An 18578-nucleotide genomic window follows, 5' to 3' on the forward strand; every position below is an offset into this window, starting at 1 on the left:
GATTTAAGGGGAGTGAGTATGCCACAAATTGAGCGCAGTGCCTTGGTTTTTTACAGCGCGCAACAGATGTTTGATCTTGTCAATGCGGTGCCACAGTATCCTGCTTTTTTACCAGGATGTAGCGCCGCCACGATTGTTAGTCAGTCTTCATCAGAGATGGTGGCGAAACTCCATGTTTCCAAGGCTGGTATTGGTCAATCTTTTACAACTCGCAATCTACTAGTACCTTACGAGCGCATTGATATGCAATTAGTAGAGGGGCCATTTAAACAGTTACGCGGTGGCTGGTATTTTCAGCCATTAAATGCCCAAGCCTGTAAGGTTATTTTGCGATTGGAATTTGAATTTTCTAATCGATTAGTACAATTTGCGTTTGGAAAAGTGTTTCAAGAATTAACGGCTGCAATGGTTAATGCGTTTACAGAGAGGGCAAAACACGTATATGGTTAATAATAGCGCTGGTGAAGCTGTTAATGAACGTTTCACTGTTGAAGTGGCTTACGCACTTCCAGATCGACAAGCGCTGCTAACGATTTCTGTGAATGGATCTACTAGCGTAGAGCAAGTGATTCAACAATCGGGTATTTTGCAGCAATTCCCACAGATTGATTTGGCAGTGCAAAAAGTCGGTATTTGGAGTCGGCCGGTTAAACTTAGTGAGGCAGTAAAAGACGGCGATCGGATAGAAATTTATCGACCGTTAATTGCCGATCCTAAAGACTTGAGACGCCGCAGAGCCGAAAAGGCCAAAGAAGAAGGCCGTGCTGATAAAGTCACTGGCGGACGAGTACATGAAGCGAAAGCTATGCAAGATGACGCTAATAGCAGTGATTAAGTAATTTGCTCAATATTAAGAATTTAGCGGTAAATTAAGCGAATAGCTGTAGCGTAGGTTTTAACTGTAATTCAAGTTCTCAGCCGTAGGCAAAAGATTTGACGTATTAACACTGTCAAAGTGTGATGTTCTAACTTATCTGTAATGCTTAGCCGCCCTGAAACAGAGCGGCACAGCGTAGCCGTTAAATATCTAACGGTTTATCAAAGTCAGCACTTTTATCAAAATCACCGCTAATGTTCACCAAGCGATCATCTTTAAATTCTACCACCAAGCGTTTTTCAAAGTTGTTTCCACGCCCACCTTTTAAGGCATAAAAATAATGCCAGGTGTCGTTATCAAAAGGGTTTGCGGCGACGGGATTTCCCAATACAAACACCACTTGCTCTTTAGTCATTGCAATACGCAATTTATCAACATCTTTTTGTTCTAAAAAGTTACCTTGTGGTATATCGATTCGGTATACCCAGCTGCTGCATGCACTCACTGAGCTAAGTACCGCCAATAAAACTGCAATTTTTACTACTGCTTTCATAGATGCCATTAATGTGTTGTGTCAATACGAAGATAATAAAGCCATCATACCCTATGATGACCCCATAGAAAAACCTTGTTTTAGGTTGTTGGCGCACATAAAAGTTCCCGCGCATTGGCTAAGGCGTTTGCGCTGATATTTTCACCGGCTAATAAGCGTGCTATTTCCTGAATACGCTCATCGTCGCTTAAGCAGCGCATCCGTGTTTCGGTGGCTTGACCGTCAGTGTATTTCTCAACAAATAATTGTTGATGCCCTTGGCTGGCAACTTGCGGCAAGTGTGTCACGCAAATAATTTGTGTACTTTGTCCAAGCTGACGTAATAAACGCCCTACGCCTGCGGCAACTGGCCCACTAATACCAACATCGACTTCGTCAAAAATAAGTGTGGGAGTGGTAATTTTATCTGCCAATATCACCTGAATTGCCAAGCTGATCCGAGATAGCTCGCCTCCTGACGCAACTTTGCTTAACGCTTGTAAAGGTTGCCCTGGATTGGTAGAAACATCAAAGCTGATCTGATCAACACCATGAGCGCTACCTTGTGCTAAAGGCAGAGTGTGTAAGTTAATGGCAAAACGGGCGTTAGCCATACTTAATTCATGCATGTTTTGCGTAATCAATTGACTTAATTCTGAGGCCGCTTCTACTCTGGCTTGCGTTAGACTCGCGGCAGCAGCTTCATACACTTTCGCTGCTTGGCTAATAGCGAGTGCTAATTCTGATAATCGTGAATCACTCTGCGTTAATTCTGCTAATTGTTGCGACAATTGTGCATGTAGCTCTGGTAACGCGTCGTAGCTCGTTTGATGTTTGCGTGATAACGTTAACCAAGTGCCTAAGCGATCGTCTATGTATTGTAAACGTTCAGGATCTAGTTCAACTTTGTCAGCATAGCGGCGAAGTTCACGGCTAGCTTCTTCTGTCTGCAGTAAGGCATCGCTGAGCATGTGTTGTACATCGGCCAAGGCGGGATCAAGTTGCACTAATTGCTCGAGTTGCTGGCTCACCACTGATAAGGCCCGGTAAATCGTGTCGTCGTCACCATCATACAATTGTTGCAAACATTGCTGGCTTTGGCTCAGTAACGTGTTGCCATGGCTTAAGCGATTGTGCTCGGTTTCTAACTGTGAAAACTCATCTGCTTGCGGGGCAAATTGATCTAGCTCCGCAACTTGGTATTCTAATAATTGCCGCTGAGCATCGCGCTGTTGTTGTGTTTGTTTTAATTCAGTAAATTCCTGCTGTAATTGTTGCCAATAACGATAGCTTTGCTTGGTTTGCTGCAGTAGAACAGGCTTTGCACAATACGCATCCAGTAATTGGCGCTGATAATCTGCTTTTTGCAATAGTTGATGCGCGTGTTGCCCGTGGATAGCCAGTAAATATTGGCCCAATGTCTTGAGTTGTTGCGCGGGAACTTGTACACCGTTGATATAGCCTCTGGAACGACCTTCAGCACTTACTACGCGGCGCACAATACATTCGTTACCCATTAATAAATCTTGTTGCTGTAACCATTCTTTTGCAGAGTTTAAGTGTGAAATATCAAAGGTGGCAACAACATCGGCCTTATCCGCGCCTGGACGAACTACCGTGGCCTCTGCACGCTCGCCAAAACATAAAGAGAGCGCGTCGATTGCTATCGATTTACCTGCACCCGTTTCTCCGGTAATGGTAGACATGCCAGCCGCCCAGTCAATTTCCAGCGCCCGTACAATAGCAAAGTTACTGATATGAAGATGTGACAGCATAAATCCACTCCGGATACTGTTTATAGGTACAGTGTAAATTTATACAGTAATTGTGGATTTTGCAAGCACTACGTACAGAAATTTTATTAGTACAACTTACTGCCCCAGCCCAATTTGTTCCGCAATACGTGATAGTAACTGTAACCAGGTGGATGCACCAATCGTAATGGATTAGGGTGTTTTCTAATGTAAATATCGTCGCCAGGCATGACGGCTAAAATGACATGGCTGTCGCAACTGATTTGTAAATGTGCATCGTTGGTGTCAGCAACTTTCAAGCGAATTTCACTGTTGCCCGACACCACAAGCGGGCGGCTACTCAAGGTGTGGGGAAACATCGGGACTAAACTCATTGCATCTAAATCTGGCGTCAGAATCGGGCCGCCACCCGAGAGTGAATATGCAGTCGATCCTGTAGGCGTACTAATGATTAAGCCATCTGAGCGTTGGCTGTACACAAACTCATCATTAATATAGGCTTCAAATTCTATCATGTGTGCGACTTTATCAGCATGTAATACTGCTTCGTTTACGGCGCTATTACTACTTTTGATGCTGCCATGGCGGTGGACGGATATTTCCAACAGATTACGTTTCTCTGTGACAAAGTTACCCATCAACACCTCTTTTAATGGATGTTGAAAATTTTCAGGTGCTAAATCGGTTAAAAAGCCTAAATTGCCACGATTAACTCCCAATACCGCTACGTCAAAACGCGCTAGTACTCTTGCGGCACCTAACATATTACCATCACCGCCAACAACAATAGCGAGATCACAGATTTTACCTAGCTCAACTAAATCAACAATCTCGGCATCGGTTAATTGTAAATTTTGCGCCACGCGTTCTTCTACATAAACACTTAGCCCCAGTTCGGTTAAAAAATTGTAGAGGCTGGCGAGAGTTTGATTGGCGCCGCTATGGTGTGGCTTTCCAATCAAGCCAATTTTGGCAAATGCATAACTCATAGTAAAAAATCTTCCTTTTCTCTTACTGCTCAGTATAGGTCAGCTTGGCTAACTATAAAACGCCTACTTGAATTAATTGGAAAAAGCCCCATTTCCAATAACACTTTAGTTGCGGATTATATCCATGGTAGTGGCGTTAAGCAGGGCAGAACTTATTCTAAAATTGATTGTTGAGCAATATCTGCTAGACGGTCAGCCCGTTTCATCAAAATTACTGGCGGAGCATGATGCCTTAGCGGTCAGTTCTGCCACGGTGAGAAATACTATGGTGCAATTGGAGCAGCAGGGTTACATTCGCTCTCCACACACGTCGGCCGGGCGTATCCCCACAACAGCAGGCATTCGTTTATTTATCGATAAGATGCTTAAACTACAGCCACTGAGTGAAACGTGGCAACGTGAATTAACCACTAAATTAGTACCACAATTACCGGTCTCTATTTTATGCCAGCAAGCAGGGCAGTTATTAGCCAACCTAACCGGTTGTGTTGCCATTGTTAGTGCTCCTAAGGCGGCTGGCCGTGAAGTTCGCCAAATTGATTTAGTGCGTTTAGCCAGCGATCGCTTGTTACTGGTTGTGATTGATGAAGATGGCGATATTTTACATCGCGTATTGCATTGCGAACAAAGCATTGATTCAGCCACGTTGAGTAAAGTGTTATGTTTACTCAATGCCGCTTTAGCGGGGGGGCAGTGGCAGGATGGCATTGTGCGGTTGGGTAATATTATTCGTAGTGAAAGTGGTTTAACCCAGCTAGTAATACAAAAAGTGTTGGGACAATTGAGTCTTGACGAATTTGTGCAGCATCAGCCGCTAATCTATGGGCAGCATCAATTATTACTCAGTCCTGATTATCAACAGAATGCTTCGTTGCAACAAGTCGTGCAGATGCTAGAGCAACCTTCAGGTTTGATACAGTTATTGCAAGCCGTTACGCAAGATAATCAGGCCAAGTTAATTTTGGGGAAAGAATCCGGCTTTATTGAGCTATCCAAGTTAAGTATTATCGCGCAAAGCTATCAAACCACACCCCATCGGTTTATCGCGTTGCTCGGACCTCGTCGTATGAACTATGCACAGTTGGTCCCTTTGGTTGAATCCTGTGCCGTACAGTTAAATTTAAACTTGAATCGGCAAAATTGATCCCCATAATACCCCTACATTAATTGGAGTATTGTAACAATGACTGAGCAAAATAAGCCTTCTGAGCCTGTAGAAGAACTACATCAAGCCACCAGTGATGCCCATGCCGATACGGTAGAGTTATCCTCTGAGCAAAGCATTATTGCGAAATTAGAAGCTGAGCTGGCGAAAAGCCAAAGCCAGCTCGCCGATCAGCATGAATTAATGCTGCGTATTAAAGCTGATGCAGAAAATGCCCGTCGTCGCGCTAACCAAGACGTAGAAAAAGCGCATAAATTTGCTTTAGAAAAGTTTGCTGGTGATTTATTACCCGTTGTCGACAATCTGGAGCGAGCCTTATCTTTTATTAATCGTGAAGATGAAGCCTTTAAAGGCATTATCGAAGGCGTTGAGCTAACGATGAAAAGCTTTTTAGATACGGTGGCAAAATACGGCGTAGTACAAATCGATCCAGCTGGTCAGCCGTTTAACCCAGAACAGCATCAAGCCATGAGCATTCAGCCCTCTGCTGATGTGGCACCTAATACAGTTACCTTTGTTATGCAAAAAGGTTACGAGTTAAATGGCCGCTTATTGCGCCCAGCCATGGTTGGTGTATCAAAAGCGCCTGAGTAACGATATTGTTGTTCGTGTGATTTTTCCAAAAACCGGCGCCAGATTGCCGGTTTTTGCGTTTACAGCAAGTGCGACGGTTTGATAATGCAAAAATGCAAAAATGTTAAACGATGAAGTTACAAAATTCTAAAAAGCACTACACCCTAGGGTATTAGCTTCATTGCATTACCTGAAAAGGTAAAGGCGTAAAGAGAAAAACGCTGTTAATGTCTGCCTAGTTAACATTATGATTTATTGATTTTACAACAAATCCCGATAAACATACTTGGCTAACGGATGCCGTTGCCCTTGTAAATCACGTACAAACAGCTGGGCAATTTTGCTGGCGCCTTGCAAGGTAAGGTGCGTGTTGTCTAATTTTCCCTCTGGATATTTTGCATACAAACCGGCCGGAACTTGGATAAAATAGGGTTGGCTGCCAGCCAGTCCTTGCTGTTCAATAAAGTCACAGCTGTGTTGCTGTAGGTCAAAAAATGCAACTTGCTCTGTTGCGGCAACCTGCGCGGCGGCTTCAGCATATTTCGCTAAATCTCGCGTTAAGCGCCCTTGAGCAGTAAAATTGCGCCGACAGATAGAACTGGCCAATAAAGGAGTCGCATTTCGTGCTCTTAACTCCTGAATAAAGCGGCGTAAAAACACTTGGTAATCGCCTTCTGCGGCGGCAAAACGAGCTGGATCGTCATGTTTTTGATCATTATGGCCAAATTGAATCAACACATAGTCGCCAGCACTCACCTCGCTTAGCAAGCGTTGCCAGCGCCCTTCGTTGATAAAACGTCGGGTGCTACGGCCATTTGCAGCATGATTGATAATGTTAAGTTGTGGCAACATAAATTCGGGCAATAACTGGCCCCAGCCTCGTTCTGGATAAGCCAGCTCGGGTTTATCTGACATGGTAGAATCTCCCACCAGATGTAATGTTGCTTTAGATAATGCGGTATAAGTTTGCTCTTGCGCCAGCAAATCGCCGCTACGAAGTAATGTCGCTGCTATGCCAGCCATCGTAAGGAGTGTATTACGCATCATTTTTGCTCCAGTAATAGATAAAGTCGGCGTAATTCCGCCTCTGGATCCCAGCGTTGATCAAAGGTCCAGCGAGCTGTTATTTGTTCGGCGCTTATTGCCCCCAGATGCTGCGATAAGTTTGTGGCAAGCCAGGGATAGATAGCGTTAACGTGATCCTGATGGCTAAAGTAATTACGATCACCCCAACGATTAGCGCGATCACGCGTGGGTTCAGCAGGGTAGGTATGACGGAAAATGGGCTTATCGGCCATATTCTGGCTGTAACGGTTGTTAATTAGGTAAAACTGACCATCGTAATGGCGACGGCCCAGCATAAAGCCTGGCACCCCATCAAAAGTTGAATCACGCACCACCAGTTTCTGTGCTTTGGCCAGTTCACCATCGTGCCACAAGGTGGCATAGGCTTTTTTGTTAACAAAGGTGCTGTGGGTGAAAAAAGCCCAACCACGCGGGCATACCATATCGGTATGGCCTTCAAAATAGCAATTGCGATGATAGTACATGCCATCAGTTTTATTCCACAGGCTAAGAGTATCAGCGCCCCCGGCAATGACGGCGCAATCATCAGTAATAATGCGTGTAGCGGTTTCAAAACCTCGAATAGCAAATTGGTGTTCATGATCGCCAGTCAGCTCACCATAGCTATTTTTAACAGTAAGGCGTAGCAGGGCAATATCGCTGGCGCGGATATTGACAACGGCGCTGCCCCAATCATCCGGATGCTGTTTTAGCCAATTGCTACGAAGCTCTGCCACTTGAATAATAGTGTGTTCACGCCCATGTCCAATTAACGCAACATTATCACGGGTAAGGTAAAGCTTTTCAGCATAGACACCCGGCCCAATAAAAATCAGCGCCTGTTGTGAGTTATTGGGTAAGTTATTTAGCGCCGCTTGAATGCTCTTAAAATCAGCATGGCCATCTAGGGCAACAGTAAGTCGAATAACGGGAGCGTCCTGCGATGGCATAATGGCTATTGCAGTTAGGGGAAGCAAGAGCAAGCTAAGGCCAAGCCATCGTAACACGGGGTTTCTGCAAGAGATGGCGACGAAAACAAAACACAAAAACGCGTGGAATAACATGTCACAGGTATCCATGATTAGCCTAAACCATTCTTATCAATATGCGCGAAAACGTGCGTTAAAATAACGCAAGGGTTAAAAAAAGCCGACCGAAGTCGGCTCAAACCACAGGCGCGCCAGGGCGCGCATACCACGGGAGCCAAGGTAACAGTTTAGCGTTGCATGCTTAGTGTATTAAACACGTTTATATTGAATTGCGTTGTTCGCATTAGTTAATCGACGGTTGCCAGCCTAGTAAGGTTGCCATTTGTGCTGCGGCCATTATAAAAGGCCCATTCGCTTTGGCATCGTTACGAAACACGGGCTCACTCATGTAATAGTGATAGCTGCCATCGCGACCAAAGCCCAAACCTGCAACTTGTACGGTGTTAATTAAGCTAATGCTATTGTCTGGATGCACCAAGATAAACTCCTGCAATAAACCATTGAACGCTTTTACGGCGGTATCTTTATACGCTGCGGGTAAGTAGCCTTTATTGACTGCTTTCGCAAAAAAATAGGCGTACATGGCACTGCCGGATGATTCCAAGTAGTTACCCGGCGCATTAGGCATATCTAAAATCTGATACCAAGTACCACTTTCGTGTTGGTATTGTTTAAGGGTTTCAGCCAATTCTGTGATCATTTGCAGTAATGGTGCGCGTAGCTCGGTGTTTTCAACGGGAATATAATCCAGCACATCAACCAGTGCCATCGTTAACCAGCCTTGACCACGGCTCCAAAAGTGGGGTGACAACCCTGTTTCTTTATTGGCCCAGCCTTGTTGTTTCGATTCATCCCAAGCATGAAAGTACAGCCCAGTTTTCGGATCGCGCAGTAGTTCGCGAGTTAAGGTAAATTCCTTGACCACCTCCGCTAAGCCCTTGCCCTGTTCAAACTCGGAGGTGTAAAAGGCGTAGAAGGGCATGCCCATGTAAACACCGTCTAGCCAGAGTTGATGCGGGTAAATTTTTTTATGCCAAAATGCACCACCCGCAGTACGAGGATGCTCTTCAACCTGTCGACGTAAAAGATCCAGAGCTTTACGTGCTTTATCCGTGGGATTTCTTAAGTAATCACGCAGCAACATATTGCCCGTATTTAGGCTATCAATATTATATTTATTAATATCATAGGTATGAATATTGCCCTCTTCTGTAACAAATGAATTTACCACCTCGCTAATCACTTGCTGCCATGCCGGGTTTGGTTTTAGCTGTAATAAATCATCGTAGGCTTGCAACACTAAGCCGGTGGTATATTCAAAGGTGGCAGGGCGACTACGTTCAAAATCCCAACCGCCATAAGCATAGTAAGGCGTTTGACGAATCATTTCGCTGGCGGCCAGTTGTTCACCCCAGTATAAAGCGCGCTCTGCGGTAAGTGGCTGTGCTAACGCCGCTTGAGTCGCTGCTGTGTGGTAACGCATTCTAGGGGTTAAGGTTAGCGCTTCAACCTGTTGTGCTAAGTAGGCCACAAACTGCTCTTCAGTTTGAATACCCTCTGTCTCACCATCCCAAGCCGCTAGGAAATAGTATTCTAAGGCCTTCCCTGCCGGGCGCAGCACGGCGACATGGCTATTGTCATCGCTAGTGTGTTCAAGCAAGGTGCCGCGTTTAAACAGTATCGCCATCCCTAATTTGCTATCAGCAGCAGACAGGCTTTGGTTACCAAAAGTGGCTAAATAGGTCCAGGCATGGCCAGTAATCTCCAGATCACCTTGGATAACGTTTGTATCGGGCAGTTTAACTAAGCCTACGGCAATATTGTCGAGCGCTTCAGAGACGTTAAGCCGGCTATGCACTAAGCGACTGCCCGCGGTCATCGATAAATCAGCGGTAAGCGTCAGGGTTTTATCGGCAATTTGCCACTCGTTATAGGTAATTTGTAGCGCTGAATACAGTGGGCCATTACTAATCACGCTAGCCGTATGCTGACCCACTTGAGAGACCAACTGCACTTGTTGACCATCCCAGTAACCATAGCCCCCAGCGCCAAGTGATTTACCCACTTTTAAGATATCCATACCCCAGTCGGCCATCTCATGGTACGACTTGTATCCATCTTGCCCTACCTGTTGCAGCACCATATCACTGGTTTTCTTACCAAAAATATCAAAGCCGTTCCGCCAATCCAGATAAATACGATAGCCTACTTTGTCAGACTCAATGCCCGGGCCTTCATAGCGGATCCACTCAGAGTGATCGGTGTACTGTGTGGGTGGCGTCAGGGTTTGCACATTTTGAAAGGTCCCGCCGATGTATTTGGCACCTTGCCACTCGCCGCCAATTTTATGCGAGATTTCCGCTTGGGTTTGTGCTGGCCAGTCTTGCGCTGCAAACGCAGCCGCATCAGCATAAATACCCAATTGCTTGCGCTCTGCCGCAGCAAAATCTAGCGCAACAAACAGCGTATCGGCGTTACCATCGCCACTACGGTCAATATGCTGTGAGGGGATAAGAGTATTATTCACCCGAGCAACCAGCGACGTGGCTTGCTCAGCGGTTAACCCTAAATCATGATAACTGAAATAGAGCGGTTGCTGTGTTCTAACAAATTCAGAGGGATTAGCAATGTCAATGGTGGCAAGCTGCGTTGCTGTTGCTTGGTGTGTACTTTGCTGGCTAACGTTTTCTGGTGCCTGCGGTTGACCACAAGCAAATAACAAACTGCTGAGCGTAAGAAGAGGAAGAGTGTGAGAGATACGCGTGTTCACAATAATAACCCTGTTTTAGATTCAGTGATCCTTGCGGTAACATCGGGCCTTCCGTGGCGCGCGATACACGATAGATAATAAGTACAAAAACGGCCAAGACAGTCGCTTGGCCGCACACTAACATTAGAACTTATATTGAGCACCCAGATAGTACTGGCGGCCTGTAGCATGGTAGTAAGTTAAGCGATTACCGCTAGAATCAACCCACTGATCATCTACTTCATCCGTTAAGTTAAGTGCTTCAAAGGTCACTTTCCAGTTATCGGTTACTTGATACGATAATGAGGCATCAATATTACGCGTCGCATTCGTACCTTCCATATCGTTGTTATCGCGACCGATGGCGTTGGTTAAATAGTTTGAGCGATCCGCTAACGATACGCGTGCAGAAAATTTATCATCTTCATAATACAAGGTTGCACTGCGTGTCGCCTCGGATAATCCTTGTAAATCACGTGTGGCCAGCACTACACCCGTATTATTGATGTAGTCCATTTGTGCTTTAACATAGGTATAATTACCGATAAAGCCAAAACGGTTCCAGAACTCGGGCAAGAAGGTAAAAGGCATTTGGTATTGCACTTCAAAACCATATAAATCGCCACCAGGACCATTTAAAGGCGTATTGGTTTGCCATTCGACGTTTTCGTTACAATCTACCCCATAACCTGGGCCAGCATTACAGGCATCAATGGCTGCCTGAATAGGTAAGCCAGTTGCTGTAAAGGTTTTGGTTTCACGCAAGCCTTGCACATAGCTCTCGATATCTTTGCGAAAGAGTGCAACCCCTAATAACGATTCATTATCAAAATACAATTCTAAACCGAGATCGTAGGTTTTTGCCTTGGTGGGCTCAAGTGTAGGATTACCGCCGTTAATTGAACGGGCACTGCCCGAAACTGATACTGATACATTGGGACGAATACTGCCTAATCCAGCGCGAGCCATAACTTCAGCATATCCAAAGCGAATAATGACATCATCCATTGGCTCAAACACTAAATTGAGTGAAGGTAAAAATTCGTTGTAATCATGCTCGGCAGTAATTAATTGATCGGTAGCGCCCAACCGTGCCCACGCGGTAGAGGATTGATCGGTTTTAACAAAACGGCCTCCCACATCACCACGAATGCCGGTATCGCCAAATTCGGTGTCAAATGCTAATTGAACATAAGCGCCCAATGTTTTCTCTTCAGCTGAGTAGTTATCAGCTAACCGAAATTGTTCACTAACTGTAAAAACGCCAGTGTTACTATAAATATTAAAGCGCGCATCAATAGCGGCTAAATCAGGGACTAACCAACTAGCATAAGGGCCAACACCGGCGCGGTATTCGCGCATTAAGTCTGGTGCCATAACAACACCTGCCGCATTTTCACTTTGTCTACGAGCTTCAGTTGTTTCAAATTGGAATTTTTTATAATGCAAACCGCTGCGTAGTGTTAGTGCTTCAGTCAAAATATATTCAATATTAACCGCAGCGCTATCAAAGGTATTTTCGGCACCTAATGGACGTAATCTTACACTGCTGGTGGTCCAACCGTTTGGATCAAACACACCTGGTCCAAATAACAGTTCAGGTTTATCTCGCTTATTGCCGCGATAATCATAGCTAAAGGTTTGGCCTGCTTTATCCATCACCACGGTAGTTTGAATGGGATTAGAAAATTCCGATTTGGCACGACCTGCCAAGGCATCGATTTTTAGATTATCCGTTAATTGATGTTGGCCACTTAAGGTAAATTGTAAAAAGTCGGTGGCTAATTCATCGTAACGTAATTCGTTGCGAACAAGTGCATTTTGGAAGGAACCATAGGTCATGGTATTAGAATTATCGATCTCATAATCAATAACATTCATCCCACCGGTAGTACTGCTTGCTGGTGCAGCTAAGGTTGCACGATTAGCACCGGCATTTAAAATGGCTTGCATAAAGGCTTCTTGACGAGTGGAATCATCTTTAGAATATAAAACATCTAAGTTAAAGCGCGTCTCGTTGCTGGGGCGATATTCTAATGCCGTGGCTAAACCGGTGCGTTTCACGTTATGCACATAGGAATCATAACGGGGTAAACGTGGCCGAAAGGCGTTATTAATGGCTTGTAATTCGGTTGCTTGGGCATCACCACGGTAAGTGCCAAAATCATTTTGGTTATTCCAGCGCACAGTGGAATAACCCTCATCCAAGATATTACGCTCGGAAAATGCCGCCGAAATAAGGTAACCAAACGTGCCTGCTTCGTTGATATTGCTAAACAATACTGACCCTTTTGGATCCACCTCTTCAGACATATCGTTGTAGCCCGCTTGAACATTGGCTGCAAAGGTTAAACCATCATAATCGAATGGACGAGCAGTACGAAGATCAACCGTTGCGCCTAATGAGCCTTCTTCAACATTAGCTGAAGCCGTTTTTCGAACAGTGAGCTCGCTAAATAAATCTGATGAAAAGGTATTAAAGTCGAACCCTCTTCCTCGGTTAGCACCACCAATCGCATCAGTACCACCGCTGGTTGATTGCGCTTCCATACCGTTAATACGAACTCGAGTAAAATCAGGTCCTAAACCCCGTACAGAAATTTGTCGCCCTTCACCAGCGACCCGGCTAATGGCCACACCAGGGATCCGTTGCAGCGATTCGGCGAGGTTCAAATCGGGAAAATCAGCGATGTCTTCGGCTTTAATGGTATCGGTGGCACCAGATTCAAAACGTTTTTGATTCAATGCACTGGCTAAGCTACCACGAAAACTTCCTACCACTGAGATCACTTCAATTTGCTCTTCGGCTTTTTCTTGCTCGGTGGGCTCGGTCTCTTGGGTTTGGGCTAAAGCCTGTGCGCTAAATAACGTTGCAAGCCCTGCGAGTGTCAGCGCGCGGCATAATTTGGATGGGCGAAACGTGCTGTGTGCACGCGATGATGTAAAGTAAGTTGCCATGTTATCCACCTTGTCCTGAGTGTTTATCTATTGCCAATTGATGCTGGCTATTTTCATCTTTGTCAGGAGCATGTTGTTTGCTCCCCTGTTGATAATTCGGTGACATCACGTCTTGGATGTTATGCTATTTTCTAAACGTTTTTAGTTTTTTCTGTCTACCGGTGGCAGAAAAAGCTTGCAATTTTGTGCCACCGATGGCAAAAAGCTAACACCAAGTAGTAAATTCTGTCAATTAATGATGCAAATTAAATCAGAAGTTGCCTAGAGTAAAATCGATGAATTACTAGTAAGTTCATGATTATTATTGGTTTTGTGAATTTACTGAAAATTGCCTCTGTTCCATATTTGAACAAAGACAAACACCAGCGCTGCCTGAGTATATCAAGGAAACGCGTAAAAAATGCCAGCGGTGGCAGTGGAGAGAAACACTATGAACGATTTATTTTCATTATCTGGAAAAACAGCACTCGTAACCGGTGCGAGCCGAGGCCTCGGTAAGGCCATAGCAGAAGCATTGGCATCAAAAGGTGCGCGCGTACTGTGTGCTTGTACCCAGCCAGGTGGTGCCAGTTCAACCATTACACAGATTCAAGCGGCAGAGGGGATTGCATACGAATTAGTCGCCGATCTTGCCGATGAACAAGCAGTTCGCCATTTGGCTGGTCAAGCATTAGAACAGGGGCCTGTTGATATACTCGTAAATTGCGGGGGCACCATTTTTCGGGCACCAGCGCACGAGTTTCCCATGGAACAGTGGCATAAGGTGATTGCGGTAAATCTGGACGCGGCGTTTTTGCTATCGCAAATTTTAGGCGCTGCCATGATCAAGCGTCAAGGCGGAAAGATTATTAACATTGCCTCTATGCTTTCTTACAGTGGCGGTATTACCGTACCCGCTTATACCGCCAGTAAACATGCCATTGCTGGATTAACAAAAGCCCTAGCCAATGAATGGGCTCAGCACAATATTCAGGTTAACGCTATTGCACCGGGGTATTTTCGCACCGACAACACCGCGGCATTACAAGCAGATGAGCAACGCAATAATGCCATTTTAGCGCGGATCCCGGCAAACCGTTGGGGTGAGCCAGAAGATTTAGCCGGTGCAGCACTTTTTCTGGCGTCTAGCGCCAGTGACTATGTTAATGGCCATGTGTTAGCCGTCGATGGCGGTTGGCTAGCACGCTAAACACTTTTTAAACATGATGTTGATTGCAAGGATTTTACTATGACTGTTATTTACGAAAGCCGTTATCCCACCCATCCGGATGATGTGAAAAAGTATGACACCGAACAGCTTCGCCAGCACTTTTTAGTCGATAACTTAATGCAGACTGATAAATTAGTGTTGTGCTATACCCATTACGAGCGTGTCATTGTTGGCAGTGCCGTGCCAGTGCAAGCGCCGGTAAAGCTAGAAACGGTAGAGGCATTAAAAGCCGAATTTTTCTTACAGCGTCGTGAGCTGGGCATTATTAACGTCGGGGGCAGCGGCACAGTATCTGTTGATGGCACAAACTTTGTGCTACACAACAAAGAAGCGCTCTATGTGGGGATGGGAGCAAAGGATGTCAGCTTCCATAGTAGCGATAGCGCCACCCCTGCCAAGTTTTATCTGAACTCTGCCCCAGCACACCATAGCTATCCCACCAAGCATCTGACGATGGATACGTGTACGGTATTGCAAATGGGGGCACAAGCAACGTCCAATGAGCGCGCCATTCACCAATTGATGATTAATGATGTGGTTGAAACCTGCCAGTTGCAAATGGGTTTAACGGTATTAAAACCCGGGAGTGTATGGAATACCATGCCCGCGCACCAACATGATCGCCGTATGGAAGCGTATTTTTATTTTGATTTAGCTGCGGATCAGGGCGTGTGTCACTTTATGGGGCAGCCACAGCAAACTCGGCATATTTGGGTTGCTAATGAGCAAGCCGTTGTGTCGCCCGCATGGTCTATTCACAGCGGCTGTGGCACCAGTAATTACGCCTTTATCTGGGGCATGGCTGGAGAAAATTTAGATTATCACGATATGGATAAGTTTCCAGCCAGTGCAATGCGCTAAACGAGCTTGTGCTGCCGAAGTTTACACAGAATAAACCGGTAGCCAACGTAAGCGAAATAAGCAAATAACAGGGTAACAGTATGAAACAGCAACGAAATCGCGTGCGAAGCTTTGCCACTTTGCTGCTGGTGATCGCCACAGTCGTGCTCAGTGCATGCCGGGTTGAGCAAGACGTTAAAGTGCTTAAGTTGGCACATACCTTAGATCAAGAACATGTTGTGCATAAAGCTATGGCCTTAATGGGCGAGCGTTTGGCATTGTATTCTAATGGCACTATGGCGGTAGAAATTTACAGCAGTGGCCAATTGGGTAATGAACGCGAGCTGGTTGAATTGCTGCAAATTGGCAGTTTAGCGATGACTAAAGTATCAGCCAGTCCATTGGAGGGGTTTGTCCCTGCGATGCAGGTGTTTAGCGTGCCCTATATTTTTGACGACAATGCACATTTTTGGCGCGTTCTGGAGAGTGATATCGGTAAAAATTTGTTAACAGAGATTCAGGGCGCACGTTTATTTGGCTTGGGGTATTACGATGCAGGCAGTCGTAGTTTTTACTCCAGTAACACACGTATTGATTCGCCTGCAGATTTACGTGGTAAAAAATTTCGGGTGCTAAACAGTCAAACTGCGGTAAAAATGGTTGAAGCACTTGGTGGCGCGGCTACTCCAATAGATTGGGGCGAGCTTTACACCGCTATTCAGCAAGGCGTGGTGGATGGCGCTGAAAATAATCCACCCAGCTTCTTTTTATCTCGCCATTATGAATTAAGTAAATATTTTTCCTTAGACGAACATACTGCAGTACCTGATGTGCTAATTATGAGCTTAACCGTTTGGCAAGATTTAACGCCACAGCAGCAGCAATGGGTGCAACAAGCCGCCAATGATTCTATTGCCTATCAAAAAGCCGCTTGGCATGAGGCCTCTGAGGCTGCGTTATTAGCAGTTAAAGCCGCCGGTGTTACCGTGATTTATCCAGATAAAGCCCCCTTCCGGCAGGCGGTAGCCCCCTTTTATCAACAAATGCTGCAAACACAAATTGGTCCATTACTCGAAGGGATTGCCGCATTGCGCACGCAACCGACTGTTCAGCAGGAGGCCAATAATGAATAAATTGATTCGCCGTTTTGATAACACCTTAAAATGGATTGTAGCGGCCATGATGCTAAGTATTGTGTTAGTGGTGTGTTGGCAGGTGGTTTCGCGCTATTTACTTCATTCGCCTAGTTCTATTACTGAAGAATTGTCACGCTGTTTACTGATTTGGATTGGTATGTTAGGGGCGGCGTTGGCTTATCGTACTGGGGTGCATTTGGGATTAGACATTGTCACACAGCGCTTTAATCCGCGTAATCGTCAACGTTTGGCTATGTTAGTCAGTGCTGCTGTTGTGTTGTTTGCATTCTCGGTAATGGTGGTGGGGGGCGGTAATTTAGTGGCACTGACGTTTGAATTAAATCAAATGTCAGCCGCGCTAGGTATTCGTATGGCCTATATCTACCTGATTATTCCCTTCTCTGGCAGCATCATGGTTTTTTACGGTGTTTGTCAGTTGTATTACTTAAGCACCAATCAAAACATGCCAACCGTTGAGGGACTGCACTAATGGAAATATCAATTCTTGTTTTATTAGTGGTGTTCTTCGGATTACTGCTGCTGAATGTCCCTATTACGTTTTCTATCGGTTTAGCTACGCTGGCGACAATGTTGGTGAGTATCGATTTTATCCCTGCTGTCACTACCATGGCACAACGAATGGCGGGAGGCATTAACAGCTTTGCCTTATTGGCGATCCCGTTTTTTATTCTTTCGGGGTTAATCATGGGGCGAGGTGGTATCGCCAAGCGCTTAATTGAATGTGCCATGGCATTAATAGGCATGTTGCCAGGCGGCTTAGCACTTGTAAATGTGGTGTCCTGTATGTTTTTTGGCGCGATTTCGGGATCTGCCGTGGCGGCAACTTCTGCTATTGGTAGTTTTATGCTGCCTGAAATGAAAAAGCAGGGGTACGATGTCAATTACAGTGCAGCGGTAACGGCGGCGGCAGCTACGACGGGTATGTTAATTCCACCCAGTAATATTCTTATTGTGTACGCTATTGCCAGTGGTGGCGTGTCGATTGCTGCGCTTTTTGTAGCGGGATATTTACCAGGTATTTTACTGGGCGTCTCGTTAATGTTGGTATGTGCCGGGTATGCCAAAATCAAAGGTTATCCCGTTGGAGCCCGTTTACCCCTTAAACTGGTTATACAGAAAGTAGCGGCAGCCTTGCCAAGCCTATTTATGATTTTTTTGGTGATTGGCGGCATTATTGGCGGTATTTTTACCGCAACTGAAGCAGGTGCCATTGCGGTAGTGTATTCGTTGATCTTGGCCGTTGGTATGTATCGGGAAGTAAAGATCAGTGAATTGTCTGGCATTATGATGAAAGCCGCTGAGACAACCGCCATTGTGCTGGCATTAATTGCCACCTCTTCTGCTATGTCTTGGATCTTATCTTACGAACAAATACCGCAAACCCTGAGTGCTGCGATGTTAACCATTAGCGAAAATCCGCTACTGATTTTACTGATGATAAACCTGATACTGCTGTTGGTAGGCGCCTTTATGGACATGACGCCCGCGGTGTTGATCTTTACGCCAATTTTCTTACCTGTCGCCGTTGAGCTAGGGATGAGCCCTCTGCACTTTGGTATTATGATGGTGTTAAATCTTTCAATTGGTTTAGTATCCCCACCTGTTGGCAGTGTGCTATTTGTAAGTTGCGCTATCGCTAAAACGAAAATAGAAGCCATTATTAAACCGATGATGCCATTATATTTTGCGATGTTTGTGGTGCTGATGTTGGTCACTTACATTCCCGCAATCAGTGAGTTTTTACCCGGGTTGTTTGGTTTGTAATCTCAGCAGAGGAGCG

The 18578-nt window shown here is 45.4% G+C and carries 16 protein-coding genes; 9 read left to right on the forward strand and 7 right to left on the reverse strand.

Going from position 1 to position 18578, the window contains the following annotated elements; translation table 11 throughout:
* The first annotated feature begins 18 nt into the window (after positions 1-18).
* Together IE070_RS03360 and IE070_RS03365 are read left to right on the forward strand one after the other, a co-directional pair.
* Positions 19-450, forward strand: coding sequence for a type II toxin-antitoxin system RatA family toxin (locus tag IE070_RS03360; RefSeq protein ID WP_189480462.1), 432 nt, complete (start codon positions 19-21; stop codon positions 448-450).
* Positions 443-835 (forward strand): RnfH family protein, encoded by a 393-nt coding sequence (locus IE070_RS03365; protein WP_189480464.1) that lies wholly within the window; start codon positions 443-445, stop codon positions 833-835. Before IE070_RS03360 ends, IE070_RS03365 begins: the two co-directional genes overlap by 8 nt.
* Before the next feature lie 184 nt (positions 836-1019).
* Here the strand turns inward: IE070_RS03365 and IE070_RS03370 are convergent, their stop codons facing one another.
* The 3 genes from IE070_RS03370 to nadK form a co-directional block, all read right to left on the reverse strand.
* Positions 1020-1379, reverse strand: a complete 360-nt coding sequence (locus IE070_RS03370) for an outer membrane protein assembly factor BamE (protein WP_189480466.1) — start codon at positions 1377-1379, stop codon at positions 1020-1022.
* A gap of 71 nt (positions 1380-1450) precedes the next feature.
* The gene (gene recN, locus IE070_RS03375) at positions 1451-3124 is read right to left on the reverse strand and encodes a DNA repair protein RecN (protein ID WP_189480467.1); all 1674 of its coding nucleotides are present in this window, start codon (positions 3122-3124) and stop codon (positions 1451-1453) included.
* A gap of 86 nt (positions 3125-3210) precedes the next feature.
* A complete protein-coding gene (gene nadK / locus IE070_RS03380; protein ID WP_189480469.1) occupies positions 3211-4092 on the reverse strand; it encodes an NAD(+) kinase in 882 nt (293 codons plus the stop codon).
* 124 nt (positions 4093-4216) lie between these two features.
* On the opposite strand from nadK, the gene hrcA reads away from it, so the two are divergent.
* Positions 4217-5236: a heat-inducible transcriptional repressor HrcA gene (hrcA, locus tag IE070_RS03385; protein ID WP_189480471.1), complete on the forward strand. Its 1020-nt coding sequence runs from the start codon at positions 4217-4219 to the stop codon at positions 5234-5236.
* A gap of 39 nt (positions 5237-5275) precedes the next feature.
* On the forward strand, positions 5276-5851 hold the full coding sequence (gene grpE, locus IE070_RS03390) for a nucleotide exchange factor GrpE (protein ID WP_189480473.1): 576 nt from the start codon (positions 5276-5278) through the stop codon (positions 5849-5851).
* A gap of 240 nt (positions 5852-6091) precedes the next feature.
* Here the strand turns inward: grpE and IE070_RS03395 are convergent, their stop codons facing one another.
* The 4 genes from IE070_RS03395 to IE070_RS03410 form a co-directional block, all read right to left on the reverse strand.
* Positions 6092-6877 (reverse strand): rhamnogalacturonan acetylesterase, encoded by a 786-nt coding sequence (locus tag IE070_RS03395; RefSeq protein WP_229796904.1) that lies wholly within the window; start codon positions 6875-6877, stop codon positions 6092-6094.
* Positions 6874-7902 (reverse strand): pectinesterase family protein, encoded by a 1029-nt coding sequence (locus IE070_RS03400; protein ID WP_229796905.1) that lies wholly within the window; start codon positions 7900-7902, stop codon positions 6874-6876. Before IE070_RS03400 ends, IE070_RS03395 begins: the two co-directional genes overlap by 4 nt.
* A 265-nt stretch (positions 7903-8167) precedes the next feature.
* On the reverse strand, positions 8168-10654 hold the full coding sequence (locus IE070_RS03405) for a glycoside hydrolase family 88 protein (RefSeq protein ID WP_189480475.1): 2487 nt from the start codon (positions 10652-10654) through the stop codon (positions 8168-8170).
* Between the two features lie 123 nt (positions 10655-10777).
* A complete protein-coding gene (locus IE070_RS03410) occupies positions 10778-13591 on the reverse strand; it encodes a TonB-dependent receptor (protein ID WP_189480477.1) in 2814 nt (937 codons plus the stop codon).
* 430 nt (positions 13592-14021) lie between these two features.
* On the opposite strand from IE070_RS03410, the gene IE070_RS03415 reads away from it, so the two are divergent.
* The 5 genes from IE070_RS03415 to IE070_RS03435 all read left to right on the forward strand — a co-directional run bounded on the left by IE070_RS03415 (position 14022) and on the right by IE070_RS03435 (position 18562).
* Positions 14022-14780, forward strand: a complete 759-nt coding sequence (locus tag IE070_RS03415; protein ID WP_189480479.1) for an SDR family oxidoreductase — start codon at positions 14022-14024, stop codon at positions 14778-14780.
* 39 nt (positions 14781-14819) lie between these two features.
* Entirely contained in the window at positions 14820-15662 is an 843-nt protein-coding gene (gene kduI / locus IE070_RS03420; RefSeq protein WP_189480480.1) for a 5-dehydro-4-deoxy-D-glucuronate isomerase, read from the forward strand.
* An 80-nt stretch (positions 15663-15742) separates the two neighbouring features.
* Positions 15743-16774, forward strand: coding sequence for a TRAP transporter substrate-binding protein (locus IE070_RS03425; RefSeq protein ID WP_189480482.1), 1032 nt, complete (start codon positions 15743-15745; stop codon positions 16772-16774).
* On the forward strand, positions 16767-17267 hold the full coding sequence (locus IE070_RS03430) for a TRAP transporter small permease (protein WP_189480484.1): 501 nt from the start codon (positions 16767-16769) through the stop codon (positions 17265-17267). Before IE070_RS03425 ends, IE070_RS03430 begins: the two co-directional genes overlap by 8 nt.
* Complete coding sequence (locus tag IE070_RS03435; RefSeq protein ID WP_189480485.1) at positions 17267-18562, forward strand: TRAP transporter large permease; 1296 nt, start codon at positions 17267-17269, stop codon at positions 18560-18562. The genes IE070_RS03430 and IE070_RS03435 overlap by 1 nt, the downstream gene beginning before the upstream one ends.
* Positions 18563-18578: the final 16 nt, after the last annotated feature.

Origin of the sequence: Alishewanella tabrizica (assembly GCF_014652375.1) — a bacterium.
GTDB classification, from domain to species: domain Bacteria; phylum Pseudomonadota; class Gammaproteobacteria; order Enterobacterales; family Alteromonadaceae; genus Alishewanella; species Alishewanella tabrizica.